The 21118-nt window shown below is 63.6% G+C and carries 18 protein-coding genes; 12 read left to right on the top strand and 6 right to left on the bottom strand.

What is annotated here, in order from left to right:
* Positions 1-108: 108 nt before the first annotated feature.
* Positions 109-1128 carry a LacI family DNA-binding transcriptional regulator gene (locus B015_RS0101425; RefSeq protein WP_026226771.1) on the bottom strand — a complete coding sequence of 340 codons (1020 nt, stop codon included), beginning with the start codon at positions 1126-1128 and terminating at the stop codon, positions 109-111.
* A 363-nt stretch (positions 1129-1491) separates the two neighbouring features.
* Between B015_RS0101425 and B015_RS0101430 the strand changes: the two genes are divergently transcribed.
* The 5 genes from B015_RS0101430 to ugpC all read left to right on the top strand — a co-directional run bounded on the left by B015_RS0101430 (position 1492) and on the right by ugpC (position 8026).
* Complete coding sequence (locus B015_RS0101430) at positions 1492-2847, top strand: ABC transporter substrate-binding protein (protein WP_018425865.1); 1356 nt, start codon at positions 1492-1494, stop codon at positions 2845-2847.
* A gap of 200 nt (positions 2848-3047) precedes the next feature.
* Positions 3048-4064, top strand: a complete 1017-nt coding sequence (locus B015_RS0101435) for a sugar ABC transporter permease (RefSeq protein WP_018425866.1) — start codon at positions 3048-3050, stop codon at positions 4062-4064.
* Position 4065: 1 nt separating this feature from the next.
* Positions 4066-5220, top strand: a complete 1155-nt coding sequence (locus B015_RS0101440) for a carbohydrate ABC transporter permease (RefSeq protein WP_018425867.1) — start codon at positions 4066-4068, stop codon at positions 5218-5220.
* Between the two features lie 4 nt (positions 5221-5224).
* Positions 5225-6889, top strand: a complete 1665-nt coding sequence (locus B015_RS0101445) for an alpha-amylase family glycosyl hydrolase (protein WP_018425868.1) — start codon at positions 5225-5227, stop codon at positions 6887-6889.
* A gap of 27 nt (positions 6890-6916) precedes the next feature.
* Positions 6917-8026, top strand: a complete 1110-nt coding sequence (gene ugpC / locus B015_RS0101450) for a sn-glycerol-3-phosphate ABC transporter ATP-binding protein UgpC (RefSeq protein WP_018425869.1) — start codon at positions 6917-6919, stop codon at positions 8024-8026.
* A 259-nt stretch (positions 8027-8285) separates the two neighbouring features.
* Here ugpC and B015_RS0101455 read toward each other — a convergent pair whose 3' ends face one another.
* From B015_RS0101455 to B015_RS0101470, 4 genes are all read right to left on the bottom strand, one after another.
* Positions 8286-9128 (bottom strand): metal ABC transporter permease, encoded by an 843-nt coding sequence (locus B015_RS0101455; protein ID WP_018425870.1) that lies wholly within the window; start codon positions 9126-9128, stop codon positions 8286-8288.
* A gap of 178 nt (positions 9129-9306) precedes the next feature.
* Entirely contained in the window at positions 9307-10167 is an 861-nt protein-coding gene (locus tag B015_RS0101460; protein WP_018425871.1) for a metal ABC transporter permease, read from the bottom strand.
* Positions 10164-11075 carry a manganese/iron ABC transporter ATP-binding protein gene (locus tag B015_RS0101465; protein WP_018425872.1) on the bottom strand — a complete coding sequence of 304 codons (912 nt, stop codon included), beginning with the start codon at positions 11073-11075 and terminating at the stop codon, positions 10164-10166. Before B015_RS0101465 ends, B015_RS0101460 begins: the two co-directional genes overlap by 4 nt.
* On the bottom strand, positions 11072-11923 hold the full coding sequence (locus tag B015_RS0101470) for a metal ABC transporter substrate-binding protein (RefSeq protein ID WP_018425873.1): 852 nt from the start codon (positions 11921-11923) through the stop codon (positions 11072-11074). The genes B015_RS0101465 and B015_RS0101470 overlap by 4 nt, the downstream gene beginning before the upstream one ends.
* 365 nt (positions 11924-12288) lie before the next feature.
* Here B015_RS0101470 and B015_RS0101475 point away from each other — a divergent pair, with 365 nt between their 5' ends.
* The 3 genes from B015_RS0101475 to gndA all read left to right on the top strand — a co-directional run bounded on the left by B015_RS0101475 (position 12289) and on the right by gndA (position 15229).
* A complete protein-coding gene (locus B015_RS0101475) occupies positions 12289-12540 on the top strand; it encodes a DUF2171 domain-containing protein (protein WP_026226775.1) in 252 nt (83 codons plus the stop codon).
* A 691-nt stretch (positions 12541-13231) separates the two neighbouring features.
* Positions 13232-13675, top strand: a complete 444-nt coding sequence (locus tag B015_RS0101480) for a Fur family transcriptional regulator (protein ID WP_018425875.1) — start codon at positions 13232-13234, stop codon at positions 13673-13675.
* Between the two features lie 135 nt (positions 13676-13810).
* Positions 13811-15229 carry an NADP-dependent phosphogluconate dehydrogenase gene (gene gndA / locus B015_RS0101485; RefSeq protein ID WP_018425876.1) on the top strand — a complete coding sequence of 473 codons (1419 nt, stop codon included), beginning with the start codon at positions 13811-13813 and terminating at the stop codon, positions 15227-15229.
* Positions 15230-15376: 147 nt separating this feature from the next.
* Here gndA and B015_RS0101490 read toward each other — a convergent pair whose 3' ends face one another.
* A complete protein-coding gene (locus B015_RS0101490; RefSeq protein ID WP_040456431.1) occupies positions 15377-16447 on the bottom strand; it encodes a LacI family transcriptional regulator in 1071 nt (356 codons plus the stop codon).
* A 370-nt stretch (positions 16448-16817) separates the two neighbouring features.
* Between B015_RS0101490 and B015_RS0101495 the strand changes: the two genes are divergently transcribed.
* The 4 genes from B015_RS0101495 to B015_RS0101510 all read left to right on the top strand — a co-directional run bounded on the left by B015_RS0101495 (position 16818) and on the right by B015_RS0101510 (position 21111).
* Positions 16818-18053 (top strand): ABC transporter substrate-binding protein, encoded by a 1236-nt coding sequence (locus B015_RS0101495; RefSeq protein WP_018425878.1) that lies wholly within the window; start codon positions 16818-16820, stop codon positions 18051-18053.
* Positions 18054-18175: 122 nt separating this feature from the next.
* Entirely contained in the window at positions 18176-19078 is a 903-nt protein-coding gene (locus B015_RS0101500; RefSeq protein ID WP_026226776.1) for a sugar ABC transporter permease, read from the top strand.
* Entirely contained in the window at positions 19071-20024 is a 954-nt protein-coding gene (locus B015_RS0101505; RefSeq protein ID WP_018425880.1) for a carbohydrate ABC transporter permease, read from the top strand. Before B015_RS0101500 ends, B015_RS0101505 begins: the two co-directional genes overlap by 8 nt.
* 4 nt (positions 20025-20028) lie before the next feature.
* Positions 20029-21111 carry an ABC transporter ATP-binding protein gene (locus B015_RS0101510; RefSeq protein ID WP_018425881.1) on the top strand — a complete coding sequence of 361 codons (1083 nt, stop codon included), beginning with the start codon at positions 20029-20031 and terminating at the stop codon, positions 21109-21111.
* Positions 21112-21118 lie beyond the last annotated feature (7 nt).

Here is a 21118-nt window from a genome sequence, read left to right on the forward strand (position 1 = left end):
CTCAAGTGCAGCGGGGGCACTGCAGCTGCCTCCCCGTCCATGGAAGAATGTGCCGGAGCGCGTCGCCGACCAATTCACGGCCGCCCCCATGCATGATCCACGCGCCCCTTACCGCGCGCCCGCAATCGATCCACGCACGACGAGATCCACCGGCCACACCTCGCCGCGTGCCCCGTCCTCGAGCCCCGAAATCCGTGCCGCCAGTCGCTCGGCGACGCGCGCTCCGGCGGCTCGGATCGACGAGCGTGTCGTCGTCAGCGGCACCGAAAAATGCTCCGGCCGCAGCCAGGGGAACACGTCGTCATGGCTGACCAGCGACAGGTCGCGCGGGATCGACAGATTGAGGTCGCGCGCGGCACGCACGACGCCCAACGCCATGATCAGGCTCGAGCAGACGATGGCCGTCGGCCCGCCCGACGTTTCGAGCAGGCTGCGCGCGGCGCGATAGCCGTTCTCCTCGGTCATGGCGACCGAGCGGATGTTGTTGGGCTCCAGAACCAGCCCACTGGCGCCGAGCGCCCGCCGCATGCCGCGCTCGCGGAAGATGGCAAAGGTCTGGGTCTCGTCGCCGTTGATCAGCCCGACGCGCTTGTGGCCGAGCTGCAGCAGAAGCCGCGTCGCATCGTGGAAGGCGCCGTCATTGTCGATGTCGATGAAGGGGTAGTCGAAGTCGAGCCCCTCGCTGCGCCCGTGCACGATGAAGGGAATGCCGAGCTGGTGGACAAGGGCAATGCGGGTGTCGGCCTCGCGCGGCGCCGAGATGTAGAGCGCGTCGACCTGCTTGTTGGCGATGACGCGCCGATAGGTCGTCTCCTCGTCCTGGGCATCCGCAGGGCTCAGCGCCAGGTCCAGCTCGTGGCCGCGGGCATAGTCGCCGAGTCCGGACAGGAACTCGACGAAATGCGGGTCGATGTCAACGGCGGCACCGGTTGGCATGACGTAGCCGATCATGCCGGCCTTGCCGGTCGCCAGCCGTCGCGCGCTCGGGTTCGGCCGGTAGCCATGGCGCTTGGCCGCGTCCATCACCCGCCGCCGCGTCTCCTCGCTGACTTCGGGGTAACCGTTCAGCGCACGGCTTACCGTCGTCTGCGAAAGCTCGAGCATCTGCGACAACTGTTTGAGGTTCACCGTGCCCTCGAATCTCAAAGCGCTTTAAATTCGCCGCCCCGCCCAAGCGGGCGAGTGTCGGCAGCATGCCCCAAGATAGGCGTCCCGAACGCCGCTTTGAAGCAGAATTTGCTGCTGCAGCGCCAAAAAATCGTGCTGCGTCGCACATCGCTACTAATTTAAATCGATTAGCTACACGAGGCTCTTGACTCGTTGGTCGTTCGGTGGCGTGATGAGTGCAGCCAAAGCGCTTTGAAATGCCGTTGCGTAACGCGGTTGCAGGCCGCGTGATCATCGGGCACAGTTCAAGGCGTCTCGGCCGGCGGAGGGAGGTTCCGCCGGAACGTTCGGAACCAACGTTTTCGATCCACTGGGAGGACAATCATGAGGAAGACCCTGTTGCTGGGTGTGGCGCTTGCGGCCGTCGCCCTGAGCGCCCCCGCATCCGCGGAGCTGAAGTTCAAGCCGGGCGAAGACCCGCGCTTCACCTGGTCCAATTTCGACGACCTCAAGAAGGTCGACCTCAAGGGCGAGACGCTGACCGTGTTCGGGCCCTGGCGCGGCGAGGACGAAAAGCTCGCCCGCTCGGTGCTCGACTATTTCTCGGAAGCCACCGGCGCCGAGGTCAAATACTCCTCGTCCGAAAACTACGAACAGCAGATCGTCATCGACACCCAGGCCGGCAGCCCGCCCAACATCGCCATCCTGCCGCAGCCCGGCCTGATCCAGGATCTCGCTTCCAAGGGCCTGCTCTCGCCGCTCGACGAGGGCACCGCCAGCTTCGTCAAGGAGAACTACGGCGCCGGCCAGTCCTGGGTCGATCTTGGCACCTTCAAGGACAAGGACGGCAAACCCGGCTTCTACGGCTTCCCCTTCAAGGCCGACCTGAAGTCGCTGGTCTGGTATGTGCCTGAGAACTTCGAGGAAGCCGGCTACAAGGTTCCCAAGACCTGGGAGGACATGCAGGCACTGACCGACAAGATCGTCGCCGATGGTGGCGTGCCGTGGTGCATCGGCCTGGGGTCGGGCGGCGCCACCGGCTGGCCGGCCACCGACTGGGTCGAAGACATCATGCTGCGCACGCAGTCGCCAGAGACCTACGACAAGTGGACCAAGAACGAGATCCCGTTCAACGATCCGGCCGTCGTCAACGCTCTCGACATCTTCGCCAAGATCGCCACCAACGACAAATATGTCGACGGCGGCAAGGCGGCGGTCGCCGCGACCGACTTCCGCGACAGCCCCAAGGGCCTGTTTGCGGTCCCGCCCAAGTGCTACCTGCACCGCCAAGCGTCGTTCATCTCGTCCTTCTTCCCTGAAGGCACCAAGCTCGGCCAGGATGCCGACTTCTTCTACCTGCCGCCGATGGCGGCCAAGCCCGAGCTCGGCAATCCGGTGCTCGGTGGTGGCACGCTGTTCACCATCGCCAAGGACTCCAAGGCGGCGCGCGCCTTCATCGACTTCCTGAAGATGCCGCTCGCCCACGAAGTCTGGATGGCCCAGTCGGGCTTCCTCACCCCGCTCAAGACGGCCAACAAGGAAGCCTATGCCAACGAAGCGCTGAAGAAGCAGGGCGACATTCTCGTCAATGCCTCGACCTTCCGCTTCGACGGATCCGATCTGATGCCGGGCAAAATCGGCGCTGGTGCGTTCTGGACCGGCATGATCGACCTCGTCGGTGGCAAGGCTCCGGCCGATGTCGCCGGCGACATCCAGAAGAGCTGGGACGCGATCAAGTAACAGCGTCTGGCTAGCCCCCTCGTCTTGCCGCCTTGCGGCCGCCTTCTCCCGCCAGCGGAGAAGGTACCGGCGGCGCCGTTCCCGGTTACCCCCTCCCGCTAGGAAGAGGTTGCCCCGGGTTGCCGCGAAGCGCAGGCGAGGGGGCGTCCTTCCGACACTGGCAGTCTGCTCGAACAGCCCGTTGAAAAGGGACTAATCCCATGACGGCACAGATACTTTCAGCCATTTTCACAATCATCGTCGGCGTCGGCGGCTGCGTCGTCTACTACTGGGGCGCCAACAAGCTTCTCGACCTTGCCTTGCCGTCGCGCGGCGTCTCGGGTGCTGCGGCGGTCGACAACCTGCGCCGCCAGGGCCTTATCCGGCCATGGCTGTTCGTCGGTCCGGCGATGCTGATCGTCACCGTCTATCTCGTCTATCCTGTCATCGAGACGCTGCGCCTGTCCTTCATGGACCGTGCCGGCCAGAACTTCGTCGGTCTCGCCAACTACAGCTGGGCCTTCGGCGACCGCGAGTTCCGCAACTCGATCTTCAACAACTTGCTGTGGCTCGCCGTCGTGCCCGCCGCCTGCACCTTCTTCGGCCTGATCATTGCCGTGCTGACTGACAAGATCTGGTGGGGCAACATCGCCAAGAGCCTGGTCTTCCTGCCGCTCGCCATCTCGTTCGTCGGCGCCAGCGTCATCTGGAAATTCGTCTACGAATACCGCGCCGACGGCCAGACCCAGATCGGCATCCTCAACGCGGCCGTGCAATATTTCGGCGGCAATCCGCAGGTGTGGATCTCGACGCCCTTCTGGAACAACTTCTTCCTGATGATCATCCTGATCTGGATCCAGACGGGCTTTGCCATGGTCATCCTGTCCTCGGCCCTGCGCGGCATTCCCGAGGAGACCATCGAGGCGGCCGTCATCGATGGCGCCAATCCGTTCCAGATCTTCTGGAAGATCATGGTGCCGCAGATCTGGGGCACGATCGCCGTTGTCTGGACCACCATCACCATCCTGGTGCTCAAGGTCTTCGACATCGTCCTGACCATGACCAACGGCCAGTGGAACAGCCAGGTTCTGGCCAATCTCATGTTCGACTGGATGTTCCGTGGCGGTGGCGACTTCGGCCGCGGCGCGGCGATCGCCGTCATCATCATGCTGGCCGTCGTGCCGATCATGATCTGGAACATCCGCCAGGCCAATCGCGAAGGCGGGGGAGGGCACTGACATGGCCGCTTCAAGGGGAAAGTCCTTCATCGGTCGTTTCGGCGTCCATATCGCAGTGCTCGTCTTCGTCACCATCTGGACCATCCCGACGCTGGGCATCCTCGTCAGCTCCCTGCGCGACAAGGACCAGCTGGTGGTCTCTGGCTGGTGGACGGCGCTGTCGACCTCGTCCGAAACCCAGGCCGGACGCACCGACACTGCCGAAAAGCAGGTCGAGAAGGACGGCAAGTTCCACATCATGGGCAACCTGTTCGGCGCCGGCGATGCGCGTACGGTCACGGCGTTCGGCACCAAGGCGCAGCAGCCGACGCAGTTCGAAGCGGGGACCGTCGCCGACCTCGGCGAGGGCGTCGTCCTCAAGGTCTCCGACGACGGCTCCTATGTGATGTCCTCGCCCACGGCATTCGAGGGCAGCCGCGGCCAGCGTATCTATTATTCGGCTTCGATGCCGCCGCGCTTCACCCTCGACAACTACCGCACGGTGCTGTTCTCCGAGGGCATCGGCCGTTCCTTCATCAATTCGCTGACGGTCACCATTCCGGCCACCATCATCCCGATCCTGATTGCCGCCTATGCCGCCTATGCGCTCGCCTGGATGCGCTTTCCCGGCCGCGCGCTTTTGATCGCCGTCATCATCGGCCTGCTCGTCGTGCCGCTGCAGATGTCGCTCATTCCGCTGCTCAAGCTCTACAATGGCGTCGGCCTGTTCTTCGGCGTGCCGGCCAAGACCTATCTCGGCATATGGCTGGCGCATACCGGCTTCGGCTTGCCCTTCGCCATCTACCTGTTGCGCAGCTACATCGCCGGCCTGCCACGCGAGATCATGGAGTCGGCCCGCATCGACGGTGCCAGCGACTTCGAGATCTTCGTCAAGATCGTCTTGCCGCTGTCCTTCCCGGTGCTCGCCTCCTTCGCAATCTTCCAGTTCCTCTGGGTCTGGAACGACCTGCTGGTAGCGATGGTTTTCCTCGGCTCAGGCTCCGACCAACTGGTGCTGACCGGCAAGCTCAATGCGCTGCTTGGCTCGCGCGGCGGCGACTGGGAAATTCTCACCACCTCGGCCTTCGTCACCATCATTGTGCCGTTGATCGTGTTCTTCTCGCTTCAACGCTATTTCGTCCGCGGCCTGCTCGCGGGCTCAGTCAAGGGAGGCTAGCTCCATGCAGGCCGCAATGCGCAAGTTCGAAAACCCTGAGACCGCAGTCGACCGCGACTGGTGGCGAGGGGCGGTGATCTACCAGATCTACCCCCGCAGCTTCCAGGACTCCAACGGAGACGGTATCGGCGACCTCAAGGGCATCATCTCCCGCCTTCCGCACATTGCGGAACTTGGCGCCGACGCGGTCTGGATTTCGCCCTTCTTCAAGTCGCCGATGAAGGATTTCGGTTACGACATCTCGGACTATCTCGACATCGACCCGATGTTCGGCACGCTCGCCGACTTCGATGCGATGATATCGGAAGCGCATCGCCTCGGCCTCAAGGTGATGATCGACGGCGTCATCTCGCACACCTCCGACCTGCACCCCTGGTTCAAGGAAAGCAGGTCGAGCCACGACAACGCCAAGGCCGACTGGTACGTCTGGGCAGACGCCAAGCCCGACGGCAGCCCGCCTAACAACTGGTTGTCGATCTTCGGCGGCTCGGCCTGGCAGTGGGACACCAGGCGCATGCAGTACTACCTGCACAATTTCCTGGCCGAGCAGCCCGATCTCAACTTCCACAACCGTGACGTCCAGGATGCATTGCTCGACGTCACGCGTTTCTGGCTGGAGCGCGGCGTCGACGGCTTCCGTCTCGACACCATCAATTTCTACTTCCACTCGGCCGGCCTCGAGGACAATCCGGCGCTGCCTCCGGAGGAGCGCAACGACCAGACCGCACCGGCTGTGAACCCCTACAATTTCCAGGATCACATCTACGACAAGAGCCGGCCCGAGAATCTCGAATTCCTCGCCCGTTTCCGCGCCGTGCTCGACGAATATCCGGCGGCCGCTGCTGTCGGCGAAGTCGGCGATTCCCAGCGTGGTCTGGAGGTCGTGGCGTCCTACACCGCCGGCGGCGACAAGGTGCAGATGTGTTACGCCTTCGACTTCCTGGCGCCCGAGAAGATCAGCGCCGCCAAGGTGCGTTCCGTGCTCGAGGACTTCGGCAAGGTCGCCAGCGACGGCTGGTCGTGCTGGGCCTTCTCCAACCACGACGTCGTCCGTCACGCCTCGCGCTGGGGCATGGGCGAGGCCGATCGCACCGCCTATCTCAAGGTTGTCTCGGCACTTCTGATGTCGCTGCGCGGCTCGGTCTGCATCTACCAGGGCGAGGAGCTCGGCCTGACCGAGGCCAATCTCGCTTTCGAGGACCTGCAGGATCCCTATGGCATCCGCTTCTGGCCCGAGTTCAAGGGCCGCGATGGCTGCCGCACACCGATGGTGTGGAACAAGGATGCCGCCAATGGCGGCTTCTCCAAGGTCAAGCCGTGGCTGCCGGTGCCGGCGGACCATCTGGCGAAAGCCGTCGACACCCAGGAGGGCGATGCCGCCTCGCTGCTCGAACATTACAGGCGCTTTCTTGCCTTCCGCCGTGCCCATCCGGCCCTTGCCAAGGGCGATATCTCGTTCCTAAAGGCCGAGGGCGATGCCATTGCCTTCAGCCGCCGCGAGGGCAACGAGGAGATCGTTTGCGTCTTCAATCTCGGCAGCACACCGGCTACGGTCGATCTGGGAGGTCGTGGCCTGCAGCCCCTTCAGGGGCATGGGCTCGATGGCAAGACCGATGCCGGCGCAGTCCGGCTCGCTGGTTACGGCGCCTGGTTCGGGCGCTTCGTCTGACCGCAAATTAGGTACTGGGAGGAAACCATGGCCGATCTAACGCTCAGGGACGTTAAGAAGTCCTACGGCAACCTGAACATCCTTCATGGCATCGACCTCGACATCAAGTCGGGCGAATTCATTGTCTTCGTCGGCCCCTCGGGCTGCGGAAAGTCGACGCTGCTGCGCTCGATCGCCGGGCTCGAGGAGATCACCGGCGGCGAACTGCATATCGCCGGCGAGAAGGTCAATGATGTGCCGCCGTCCAAGCGCGGTATCGCCATGGTGTTCCAGTCCTACGCGCTCTATCCGCACATGACGGTCTACGACAACATGGCCTTCGGCATGAAGATCGCCGGCGAGAGCAAGGCCGAGATCGACAAGCGGGTGCGTGCCGCGGCCGATATCCTGCAGCTGACCAAATATCTCGACCGCCTGCCCAAGGCGATGTCGGGCGGCCAGCGCCAGCGCGTCGCCATCGGCCGCGCCATCGTCCGCAACCCAAAGGTCTTCCTGTTCGACGAGCCGCTGTCCAACCTCGACGCGGCACTCCGTGTCGCCACCCGCATCGAGATCGCCAAGCTCAAGGAATCGATGCCCGAGACGACGATGATCTACGTCACCCACGATCAGGTCGAGGCGATGACCTTGGCCGACCGCATCGTTGTGCTCAAGGACGGCCGTATCGAGCAGGTCGGCTCGCCGATGGAGCTCTACAAGCACCCGGGCAACCTGTTCGTCGCCCAGTTCATCGGGTCGCCGGCCATGAACATCCTGCCCGCCACCATCGAGCGTGCTGGCGAGACCAGCCTCGTTACCCATGTCGCCGGCCGCAAGACGCCGGTACCGGTCGCCACCCCCGCAGACGCCCAAGGCAAGGCCGTCAGCTTCGGCGTCCGCCCCGAGGATCTCTACGTCGCCACCAATGACGATTTCCTGTTCGAAGGCATGGTCGATTATGTCGAGCAGCTCGGCGAGGTCCAGCTCGTCTATGTCGACATCGGCCGCCCCGAGCAGCCACTGACCGCCAAGCTGCCCGGCAATGTCGAGATCAAGCGCGGCACGGTGATCCGGCTTTCCGCCAGCCCCGACGATCTGCATATCTTTGACGGAGATGGGCGGTCGTATGACCGGCGGCGGACCGCTGTCGCAGCATAGGGCTTTTTGACCAAGCGCTTGTGGATTTGCCTTTTGTAGTTGGCCCCGACGGCAGGTTCGAGGGTGAGGCTAGATGCGACGTCCCCCTCTCCCTGCCTGCGGGGGAGGGCAAGCGTGAGGGGGCAATCCGGTGATGTTGCCGCCCCTCATCTGCCTGCCCGCATTCGATGCTCCAAATGCCAAGCAGTGGCTTTTCGTCCGCCGCGCGGACCGCATCTCGCCTCCCCTTAAGGACGGGGAGATGCGCTACCCGGCGAACTTATTCCACCGTCACCTGCCTCTGCTTCAGCTCCGTCCGTCGCTTGGAGGCGAAGAACGCCGATACGAATGTCAGGCTCATCAACAGCACGATCGTCGGCGCAGGCGCGCTGTCGAGGAAAAAGCTGAGGTAGACGCCTGACAACGAGCACGAGACCGCCACCAGGACCGACACGAGGAGCATGCGCTCGAAGCGGTCGGTGACAAGGTAGGCGATGGCGCCCGGCGCGATCAGCATGGCGATGGCGATGATGATGCCGACCGCCTTCAGCGCCCCGACGATGGTCAGCGACAACACCACGAGTAGCCCGTAATGCAATAGCCTGACCGGCAGGCCGATGGCCTGCGCGTGCTGCGGGTCGAAGGCGTGCAGCAGAAGATCGCGGCGGAAGAGGCCGATGGCACCGGTCGCCACCAGCGCGATCACGCCGGCCTCCACCACGTCGCGCCAGCTCACGCCAAGCATGTCGCCGAACAGGATGTGGTCGAGATGCACGTCGGTCTGGATCTTGGTGTAAAGCACGATGCCGAGGCCGAACATGCCAGAAAAGACAATGCCCATGACGGTGTCTTCCTTGATCCGGCTGTTCTGCTTGAGATAGCCGGTCGCCAGCGCGCAGGTCATGCCGGCGGCAAAGGCACCGACCGCCAGCGGCAGGCCGACGATATAGGCGAGCACCACACCCGGCAGCACCGCATGGCTGATGGCATCGCCCATCAGTGACCAGCCCTTGAGCACCAGGAAACACGACAACAACGCCATCGGCACCGCGACCAGCAGCGAGATGGCAAAGGCCTGCTGCATGAACGGGAAAGCGAAGGGCAGGGTAAGGGTTTCGATCATGGTCGTACCTCGCCGGAGGCGCCTTCCTTCTCCCCTTGCTGGACGGAGTGCAATTGAGCAACAGATTCGTATGGAAGCGCTGCACTTCTTCCAACACCCCTCATCCGACCGCCCCCTCGACAAGCTCGGGGTCGGCCACCTTCTCCCGCAGGCGAAGAAGGAAGATTTTGCGCGGCGCTCATACCCCTGCCTCCAGCTCCAGCCGTGCCCGCCGCCGCGCCGCCAGCATCCCGTGCTTCGGCGCAAAGACGAACGCCATCAGGAAGATCAGCGTCTGCAACACCACGATAATTCCCCCGGTCGCCCCGTCGAGAAAGTAGCTCGCATAGGCGCCGACGAAGCTGGTCGCGCTGCCGATCAGGACACTGATCACGATCAGCCGCGGAAACCGGTCGGTGAGCAGGTAGGCGGTCGCGCCCGGCGTCACCACCATGGCGATGACCAGGAACGCACCCACCGTCTGCAGCGCTGCCACCGTCGAGGCCGACAGCAGCATGAAGAACAGCACCTTGAGCAGATCAGGATTGAGCCCGATCGAACGCGCGTGGTTCTCGTCGAAGAAGGCGACCATCAGGTCTTTCCATTTGGCGAGCAGGATCGCCAGCGAAATGCCGCCGATCAGCACCAGCTGCAGCGTATCAGTGGGTGTCACCGCCAGGATGTTGCCGAGCACGATGGTCTGGATGTTCACCGAGGCCGGCGACAGCGAGATCATGAACAGGCCGAGCCCGAAGAAGGAGGTGAAGATCAGCCCAATGATGGCGTCTTCCTTCAGCTTGGTGCGCTGGTTGAGGAACAGCATGGCGCCCGCCGCCAGCCCGCCCGACAGGAACGCGCCGAGCGCGAAGGGCAGGCCGAGCATGTAGGCGCCGGCGACGCCGGGCACGATGGAGTGCGAGAGTGCGTCACCGATCAGCGACCAGCCCTTGAGCATCAGATAGGCCGACAGGAAAGCGCAGACGCCGCCGACAAGCGCTGACACCCACATCGCGTTGAGCATGTAGCCGTAGCCGAACGGCTCGAACAGCGTGGAGATCATTTCCGTCGCCCGCCTTTGCCAGCGGCATCGTCATTGCCGTTGCCGTCGCCATAAATGACAAAGGGACGCTCGTCGTCGGTCAGCACCGTCACCTGCCGCGTGTCGGCATCGTCATGCAGTTCGGAGCCGCCGAGGATGAACTGGCGCAGCACGCCGCCGAAGGCCTTTTCGAGATTGGCCTTGGTGAAGGTTTCGGCCGTCGGGCCGGCTGCCAGCACCGTCCGGTTGATCAGCACGGCGCGGTCGCAGAAGCGCGGCACCGAACCCAGATTGTGGGTCGACACCAACATCACCCGGCCTTCGTCGCGCAGGCCCTGCAACAGCGAGATGATCGCTTCTTCGGTGCGCACGTCGACACCGGTGAAGGGCTCGTCGAGCAGGATCAGTTCACCCTGCTGCGCTAGCGCGCGGGCCAGGAACACGCGCTTCTTCTGCCCGCCGGAGAGTTCGCCGATCTGGCGCTTGCGGAAGTCGACCATGCCGACACGTTCGAGCGCGGCATCCACCGCCTCGCGGTCGATGCCGCGCGTCATCCGCAAAAAGTTCATGTGGCCGTAACGGCCCATCATGACGACGTCCTCGACAAGGACGGGGAAATTCCAGTCGACGTCTTCGCTCTGCGGTACATAGGCGACGAGGTTTTTCCTGAGCGCTTCGCGTGCCGGCTGGCCCAGGATCTCGACGCTGCCCGATGCCAGCGGCACGAAGCCCATGATCGACTTGAACAGGGTCGACTTGCCCGAGCCGTTGACGCCGACAAGTGCCGTGATGGTGCCGCGTGGAATGGCGAAGGAGGCGTTGCGCAGCGCGGTGTGGCCGTTGCGATAGGTCACCGAGATGTTGGCGACGTATAGCCCGTCGCCGGGAGTGGCCGCCGCCTGGGGCCGCCCTTTCAGGGGCATGGTCATTGGGTCAGCCCCTTGACGATGGTCTGGGTGGTGACGCTCAACAGGTCGAGATAGGTCGGCACCGGGCCGCCCTCGTCGCTCAGCGAGTCGACATAGAGCACGCCGCCATATTTTGCGCCGGTCTCCCGGGCGACCTGCTCGGCCGGCTTCGACGACACGGTGCTTTCGCTGAACACAGCCGGAATGTTGTTGGCCCTGACGAGGTCGATCACCTTGCGCACCTGCTGCGGCGTACCCTGCTGGTCGGCGTTGATCGGCCAGAGATAAACCTCCTTCAGGCCGAAATCGCGCGCCAGATAGGAGAACGCGCCCTCGCTGGTGGCGAGCCAGCGTCGCTCAGCCGGAATGGTGTCGATCGCCGCATGGATCGGCGCCACCGTCGCCTTGATCTTGTCCGAATAGTCAGCCGCGTTCCTCGCGTAGGTCGCGGCATTGGCAGGGTCCTTCTCGGCAAAGGCCTTGCGGATGTTCTCGACATAGATCAGCGCCGCTTGCGGAGACATCCAGGCATGTGGATTGGGCTTGCCGCTATAGGGTCCCTCGGCGATGCCCATCGGCTCGACGCCATCGGACACCACGACCTGCGCCACTCCGTCGAGATTGTCGAAGAACTTTTGGAACCACAGCTCAAGGTTCAGCCCGTTCCACAACACCAGGTCCGCCTTCTGCGCCCGCAGCATGTCGCCTGGCGTCGGCTGATAGTTGTGGATCTCGGCATTCGGCTTGGTGATTGATTCCACCTCGGCGGCATCTCCGGCGACATTGCGGGCAATGTCGGCGATCACGGTGAAGGTGGTCGCCACCTTCATCTTCTCGGCCATGCCTTCGGTGGCTGAGAAGCCAAGCATGGCAATGGCGGCGAGGGCGAGGCTTAGTCGTTTCATCTTTATCCCGTTTCCCTGTGCGCAGGCCCGGTCCGGCCGGCAGCATGGCGGCGAACGTAACGGCAGCCCTCCGGCGTGTCAATGCAATTGCAAATCGTTTGCAAGTAGATATCTCGATGACGGGCTGGCTCGATGCCGACCAGCAGGCTCTCCGGTTGATCGGGATGCCACCTGGTCGGTGCGAGCCAGGCGCACCAAACAGATCGGATACCAACGAAACGAACACCGTTGACCGGTATCGGAGCATGCTGCTGCCAATTGCCCCGCCCATGCATCCATTCGGGCCTCGGCGCGTTTCCGTTTGCCAATCCCAAACAAGGAGAACGGTCGTGTCAGCCAATTCAGCCATTCGCGAGCATATGGAAGTCATCGGCGCCGACGGCGTCCACATCGGAACTGTCGACAAGGTCGAGAACGGCCGCATCAAGCTGACGAAAAAAGACAGCGGCGAAGGCCGTCACCGCGGCCACCATCACTATATCTCCACGGCACTCGTCGCCGAAACCGAAGGCAACAAGGTGCGCCTCTCGGCCAACGCCGATGTTGCGGTCACCTTTGAGGAAGAGGGCAAGGCGGGCTAGGCGGTAACGGGGCGGGCTGCCGGGCAGTCCCCATCGTCCCCACCCAGCCTGCAGTCTGCCGCCGGTTGCGCCGAGGTGACGCAAATTGTGCCACCGACGCTCTCGTGGCTGTGCGGTCCTGGCCTTACCGTTGAAATCTCTGATGCGCGGCGACAGCCAGCGTGATCGTCTCGGGCAGATCAGGCCGAACTCTTTCTGCCGCTTTAGCTTGCGCCGTGAGCGGTCGTCGGATGGCGCGCATTGCCAAGCCGGAGCGACGCCCCGCTCAGCCCACCTGACAGACGCCCCCGCATCCGCCTCACCCGGTGGTGATTTTCCGCGACCAGACGGGGAAGAGTTTCCACGGACTTTTTGACAGTCTCGCCCATGCCCGGGTCTGCGCGACGTTGCTTGGCTCCCAGGTGTTCTGCGCTCGACTGGGATGACGGACGCGACCTGCCTGCTCCCCTTGTGGGAGAAGGTGGCCTCGTGAAGCGAGGTCGGATGAGGGGGGCTGGAAGAAATGAAGGATGCAGAAAACAACCACTGAATGGTGCACAATTCCAAATGCTCCACTCCGTTCTGCGCCTCTCATCCACCCCCTTCGTTGCAGCCTCTCCCACAAGGGGAGAAGGACGTACGCACACACCTCATCTGGGGAATGTGCGCATAAACTTTTGCAACTGGGTGTCATCTGGCACATAGTCGCGCAATGAAGAAGACTGCCCCCAAACCCGTCCTCAAGAAGCCGGATTATGAAAAGGCGCTCCGCAAGGCGGGCATTCGCGTCACCCGTCCACGCAAGGTGATTCTCAACATCCTGCGCGAGACGGAAGATCATCCGGACGCACTCGAGATATTCCGCCGCGCCGAGCAGGTCGACAAGAGTATCTCGCTGTCGACGGTCTACCGCACCATGAAGCTGCTCGAGGAAATGGGCGCCATCCACCGCCATGCCTTCGAGGGCGGTCCATCACGTTTCGAGCAGGCTGGCGGCGACCATCACGACCATCTCATCGACATCGACACCGGCGACGTCATCGAATTCCGCTCCGACCGCATCGAGCAGCTACAGCAGGAAATCGCCGCCGAACTCGGCTACGACATCGTTCATCACCGGCTCGAACTCTACGGCCGCCGCCGCCGTTCCAACTGAGCCGCCGGCTCCGCGCACGGTGAGTTGAACGCGGCTTCTGGCCGGTGCCGGGCCGTCGAGTTGACCTTGGCGTGCGGGCAGGTCAATCATGCCGCCGCACGCCCTTCAACCACATCAGCACAAGGAAACGAGACCATGGAAAAAGCCGAAATCGGACTGATCGGCCTGGGCACGATGGGCTCGAACCTGGCGCTGAACATCGCTGAGAAGGGCCACCGCATCGCCGTGTTCAACCGCACCCCGGCGCGTACCGAGGCCTTCATGGCGAATGCCGGCGACCTGCGCGACAGGATCGTGCCCTGCGCCTCGATCGAGGAGCTTGCGGCTGCGATCCGCCCGCCGCGGCCGATCATCATCATGGTGGTGGCCGGCGATCCGGTCGACCAGCAGATCGCGGCCCTGCGCCCGGTGCTGGCCGCCAACGACATCATCATCGACGCCGGCAATGCCAATTTCCGCGACACCATGCGCCGCTTCAAGGAGCTCGACGGCTCGGGCCTGACTTTCATCGGCATGGGCGTGTCGGGCGGCGAGGAGGGCGCGCGCCACGGTCCTTCGATCATGGTCGGCGGTGCGCCCGAATCCTGGACCCGTGTCGAGGACGTGCTGACCGCGATCTCGGCCAAGTACAAAGGCGAGCCCTGCGCCGCCTGGCTCGGGCCGAACGGCGCCGGCCACTTCGTCAAGACTATCCACAATGGCATCGAATATGCCGACATGCAGATGATCGCCGAGATTTATGGCGTGCTGCGCGACGGCCTCGGCATGGCCCCGAAGGAGATCGCGCCGGTCTTTTCAGGCTGGAACAAGGGTCGGCTCGAATCCTACCTGATCGAGATCACCGCGACCGTCTTGTCCGCCGACGATCCCAAGACCAGCCGTCCGGTGGTCGACATCATTCTCGACCGTGCCGGACAGAAAGGCACCGGCAAATGGTCGGTCATCGAGGCGCAGCAGCTTGGCATTCCGGCGACGGCCATCGAGGCTGCGGTCGCAGCACGCGTGCTGTCGTCGATGAAGGACGAGCGCCTGGCCGCCGAGAAAGCCTATGGTGCCCGTTCGGGCAAGCTGTCGGGCTCGAAGGACGAGCTGTTGGCCGATCTCGAACTGGCGTTGTTTGCCGGCAAGATCGCCGCCTACGCGCAGGGCTTCGCTGTCATGGCCGGCGCGTCGAAGGAGTTCGGCTGGAACCTGCCGATGCCGACCATTGCCAAGATCTGGCGTGCCGGCTGTATCATCCGCTCGCAATTCCTCGACACCATCGCCGAAGCCTTCGGCAAGGCCGACCAGCCGACCAATCTTCTGATGGCGCCGGCCTTCGTCGAGATGATGGGCAAGGCGCATCCGTCGCTGCGCCGCATCGTCGCCCGCGCCGCCGAGGCCGGCCTGCCGGTGCCGGCCCTGTCGTCGGCTCTGGCCTATTTCGACGGCTATCGCCAGGGTCGCGGCACCTCCGATCTCATCCAGGCGCAGCGTGATTTCTTCGGCGCCCATGGCTTCGAGCGCGTCGACGCGCCGGGCGCGCACCATGGTCCATGGGGCAGCGAAGGGTAGGGACGTAGGGCCAAGGTTCGCGCTGCCCCTCATCCGCCTGCCGGCACCTTCTCCCCGTGAACGGGGAGAAGGGACACTGCCGCGACGCCTACGCCCTTCGCCGGTTTACAGGGAGAGGGCAAGGGCGGGAGGCAATCTCAACCGGGCTCAGTCGTTCGGTTTTCCCGACGTCTCATAAGCTTCGACCGCCCTCGGCTTGCTGAGGCTCTGCAGTGAGCCGATGTCGCGGCCGGCGATGCGGCCGAGCACGGCGGTGGCGAGTTCATGGCCGGCCAGCCGTACGTCCTCGTTGACGACATAGAGCTGCGGGCGCAGCAGGTGCAGCAGCCTGGACGACTGCTTGGAAACGATGTCGACGTCCTCGCCGACCTTGAAGCCGGCATCCTCGACGCCCGCGACCAGAGCGAAGGTGCCGGCACCCGCGCCGCTGACGAAGGCGTCGGGACGGCTCTGCCGACGCATCAACTCTGACGTGACGGCGCGGATTTCGTCGATTGAGTGATCGACGGTTGCGGTTGGGAACGGCACCTCGGTCAGGCCGTGCACCATCACGGCATCGGCAAAGCCGTCGCGCATGTGACGGTAGTAACTGAGGTTCGGCGGCGGGGCGAGAAGCGCCAGCCGCTTGCGGCCGAGGGCAGCCAGCGTCTTCACCGCCTCTACCGAATAGGCATAGTTGTCGAAATCGTGGAACGGGTGCTCGATGCCCATGTGAGTGCGGCCGTGCGTGGCGAAGGGAAAACCCCGCTCGGTCATGTAACGCACGCGCTTGTCGTCGGGTTCGGTGCGCGAGATGATGACGCCGTCGGCCGACGCCGTCTCGACGACGTAGCGCACCGGCTCCAGCGCGTCGTTGCTGCGCGAATAAGGTGTCACCACGAGGTGGTAGGGCGTGTGCGCCAGTGCCTCCGAGATGCCGTAGATCAGGTCCGACACGAAGCCGCCGACCTGCTCCTCGGTGTCGAGCACGAGGCTGATGACATTGGTCTTGCCGGTGCGCAGGCGCACGCCGGCGCGGTTGGGGCGGTAGCCGATCTGGCGGGCGACGAGTTGCACCCGGCGTTTGGTCTCGGCGCCGATTTCGGGCGCGTCTTTCAGCGCCCGTGACACCGTCGTCACGCCGAGGCCGGTCATGAAGGCGATGGTCTTCAGCGTCGGCGGCTGGCTGCCGGCTGCCACCTGCTCGCCGCTGTCATCGGGCGGTGTTCGCTCGTCCATGGTCATCTTGCCCGCCGTCTCGCCTCGTCTTGCATATCGCACCCCCAGCATGGACCTTGCAAGTCGCATGAGCAAGAACTGTAACGTTACAGAAAATTATTTGAGACAAAAATTCGACGCCAGACGAGCCATCCAGGCGATCGCAGATCCCGCGCCGCAGCATTGCTAATGTCGGTTGATTCCTTTGGTGATTTCTTCTGGGAATGCTGCAATGCAAAGTAACATGACGACGTTTCCGGCTGCCGCTTTGAACGGTGCTTTAGTTCGTGTCCCGAAAGAAATCGCGCTCGCGCCGTCTCCCGGCCATTGCGCAGGCTCGAGACTTCGCCTAGCCTAAATCTGTAACGTTTCAGATTCAGGGAGGAGTACGATGCGTTATAGGCTTCTGACCGCCGCGTTTGCGGCGGGGGTCGTGTGCGGGGCAGGGCCTGCGGCGGCGACCGACCTCGAGGTGACACATTGGTGGACCTCGGGCGGCGAGGCGGCGGCAGTCGCCGAATTCGCCAAGGCGTTTGACGCGACCGGCAACAAATGGGTCGACGGCGCCATTGCCGGTTCGGGCGACGTTGCCCGGCCGATTATGATCGGCCGCATCACCGGCGGTGACCCGATGGGCGCAACCCAGTTCAACCACGGCCGCCAGGCCGAGGAGCTCGTCCAGGCCGGGCTGATGCGCGATTTCACCGAACTGGCCGAAAAGGAAGGCTGGACCAAGTTCATCCATCCCAAGAGCCTGCTCGACGGCTGCACGCTTGATGGCAAGATTTACTGCGTGCCGATCAACATCCACTCGCAGCAATGGCTGTGGCTGTCCAACAAGGCCTTTGCCGATGCCGGCGTGGCCGTTCCCAAGAACTGGGACGAGTTCGTGGCTGCCGCTCCGGCGCTCGAAAAGGCCGGCATCGTGCCGCTCGCTTTGGGCCAGCAACCGTGGCAGACCACGCTCGCCTTCCAGGTGATCCTCGTCGCGCTGGCTGGTCCCGACACCTTCCAGAAGGTGTTTGGCGACAAGGACGCGACGGTCGCCGCGGGACCCGAGATGACCAAGGTGTTCGCGGCAGCCGACCAGGCCCGCGCCATGTCGGCCAAGTCGAACGTCCAGGAATGGAACCAGGCCACAGCACTTGTCATCAACGGCAAGGCTGGTGGCCAGATCATGGGCGATTGGGCCCAGGGTGAGTTCCAGGTTGCCGGTCAGACTGCCGGCAAGGACTACACCTGCCTTCCGGGGCTCGGCGTCAACGAGATCATCTCGACGGGCGGTGACGCCTTCTACTTCCCCAAGCTCAAGGACCCTGAAAAGTCCAAGGCACAGGAAGCACTGGCTTCGGTGATGCTGTCGCCGGCGACGCAGGTTGCCTTCAACCTCAAGAAGGGCTCGCTGCCGGTGCGCGGCGACGTCGACCTCAACGCTGCCAACGACTGCATGAAGAAGGGCCTGGAGATCCTCGCCAAGGGCAACATCATCCCTGCGCCGGATCAGCTGATGTCGGCCGACGGCGTGACCCAGGTCAACGACCTGTTCGTCGAGTTCTTCGGTAACAAGAACCTGACGGCCGCCGACGCCCAGAAGCGCTTCGTCGACATCATCGCCGCTGCCGACTAGGCCATTTCCGGGTTCCCGATCCCGGCCTTGGCCAAGATGCTGCAGTCAGTACAGCGGCGCTCTGCCGGTCCCCGCACAAGGGGGCCGGCAGATTGGCCGGGTCCCCAGATGGAAGCCGACCGATGACACCTGGATATCAGGGCCGGCCGAGCCGGTTGTTCCGAAACCTCAACGCCAAGATCGCTTCGATCCCGATGGTGCTGACGGCGCTCGTCATCTTCGTCGGCGGAACGGCGTGGACGGTCGTCTATTCCTTCACCAACTCGAAGCTGTTGCCACGGCTCAATTTCGTCGGCCTCGAGCAGTACCAGCGGCTGTGGGCGACGCCGCGCTGGCAGATCGCCGTCGAGAACCTTGCCATCTACGGCCTGTGCACGCTGGTGTTCTCGCTGGTCATCGGCTTCGTTCTGGCGGCGCTGATGGACCAGAAGATCCGTTTCGAAAACACCTTCCGCACCATCTTCCTCTATCCTTTCGCGCTGTCCTTCATCGTCACCGGCCTTGCCTGGCAATGGATCCTCAATCCGGATTTCGGCATCCAGCAGGTGGTGCGCAATCTTGGCTGGGAAAGCTTTGTCTTCGACCCGCTCTACAATGCCGACATCGTCATCTACGGCATCCTGATCGCCGGACTGTGGCAGGGTACGGGGCTGATCATGTGCCTGATGCTGGCCGGCCTGCGCGGCATCGACGCCGACATCTGGAAGGCCGCCCGCGTCGATGGCATCCCGACATGGAAGACCTATGTCTTCATCGTCATCCCGATGATGCGGCCGGTTCTGGTGACCACGCTGGTCATCATCGCCAGCGGCATCGTCAAGGTCTACGACCTCGTCGTCGCCCAGACCAGCGGCGGCCCCGGCATCGCGTCTGAAGTGCCGGCCAAATACGTCTACAACTACATGTTCCTGGCGCAGAACCTGGGGCAGGGCTTCGCCGCCTCGACCATGATGCTGCTGTCGGTGGTCATCGTCATCGTGCCATGGGCCTATCTCGAATTCGGCAGGAGGCGCAGCCATGGCTGAGCAACTGGCGCGCGCCGCGCCCGACCTCGATGTTGTGCCCGCCCTGACCGCTCGGTCCGCTGCGCTTGCCGGACCGCAGGGGCCGAAGCCACGGCGGCGCTTTTCCCGCCGCAACATCTTCATCTACGGCACGCTGGCGCTGTTTGCCGTCTACTACCTCCTGCCGCTCTACGTGATGGTGGTGACGTCGCTGAAAGGCATGCCCGAGATCAGGCTCGGCAATATTTTCTCGCCGCCGGTCGAGATCACCTTCGAGCCCTGGGTGAAGGCCTGGTCCCAAGCCTGCACCGGGCTCAATTGCGACGGGCTGTCGCGCGGCTTCTGGAACTCGGTGCGCATCACCGTGCCGTCGGTGTTCCTGTCGATCGCAATCGCCTCGGTCAACGGCTACGCGCTCGCCAACTGGCGCTTCAGGGGATCGGAGGTGTTCTTCACCATCCTGATCGTCGGGGCCTTCATTCCTTACCAGGTGATGCTCTATCCGATCGTCATCGTGCTTCGCGAGATCGGCCTCTATGGCAGCCTGTGGGGGCTGGTGCTGGTGCACACGATCTTCGGCATGCCGATCCTGACGCTGCTCTTCCGCAACTATTTCGCCTCGCTGCCGGAAGAGCTGTTCAAGGCCGCCCGCGTCGACGGCGCCGGCTTCTGGACCATCTATCTCAGGATCATGCTGCCGATGGCGCTGCCCATCTTCGTGGTGGCGATCATCCTGCAGGTCACCGGCATCTGGAACGATTTCCTGTTTGGCGTCGTCTACACCAAGCCCGACACCTATCCGATGACCGTCCAGCTCAACAACATCGTCAACGCCGTCCAGGGCGTAAAGGAGTACAACGTCAACATGGCGGCAACGCTGCTTACGGGACTGGTCCCGCTCATCATCTACTTCATCTCCGGCAAGCTTTTCGTCCGCGGCATCGCCGCCGGCGCGGTCAAGGGTTGAGACGATGACGAATGTCCAGGTCAAGGACGTGTCGCTGAGCTTTGGGGCCTATGACGTGCTGAAGCAGCTCAATCTCGATGTGCCCGAAGGCGAGTTCCTCGTGCTGCTCGGGCCATCCGGCTGCGGCAAGTCCACGTTGCTCAACTGCATCGCCGGCCTGCTCGACGTGTCCGAGGGGCAAATCTTCATCAAGGGCAAGAACGTCACCTGGGAGGAACCCAAGGACCGAGGCATCGGCATGGTGTTCCAGTCCTACGCGCTCTATCCGCAGATGACAGTGGAAGGAAACCTGTCCTTCGGCCTGAAGACGGCGGGCATGGCCAAGGACGAGATCGCAAGGCGTATCGCCCGTGCGGCCGAGATCCTGCAGATCGAGCCGCTGCTCAAGCGCAAGCCGGCAGCACTTTCTGGCGGCCAGCGCCAGCGCGTAGCGATCGGGCGGGCACTGGTGCGTGACGTCGACGTGTTCCTGTTCGACGAGCCGCTGTCCAATCTCGACGCCAAGCTGCGTTCGGAGCTGCGCGTCGAGATCAAGCGCCTGCACCAGAAGCTCGCCAACACCATGATCTACGTCACTCACGACCAGATCGAGGCGATGACGCTGGCCGACCGCATTGCCGTCATGAAGGGCGGCGTGATCCAGCAGCTCGACGCGCCGCAGGTAATCTACAACAAGCCGGTCAACCGCTTCGTTGCCGGCTTCCTCGGCTCGCCGGGCATGAATTTTCTCGACGGCGAGCTCGAAGCCGGCGTTGAGCCGGCTTTTGCGACAACCGCGACAAGGATCCCGCTCGGCCGCTACGGTTTTGGCGGCACGGCCAGGCCAGGCAAGGCCGTGTTCGGTGTGCGCCCCGAACACATCGCCACAGGCGATGCCGCCAATGCCATGCCCTATGCCGCCGACGCGAGGGTCGAGCTGGTCGAGCCGATGGGCTCGGACACGCTGGTCTGGACGAAGCTCGGCAGCCAGAGCCTCGCCTTCCGCGTCGAGGCCGAACGCCATCTGGCTCCAGGCGATCAGCTGCGCATCGGCTTCGACCCGGCGCGCGCCTCGCTGTTTGACGGCCAGAGCGGCAACCGCATCTGACATCACC

This window comes from Hoeflea sp. 108, from assembly GCF_000372965.1.
Lineage (GTDB): Bacteria > Pseudomonadota > Alphaproteobacteria > Rhizobiales > Rhizobiaceae > Aminobacter.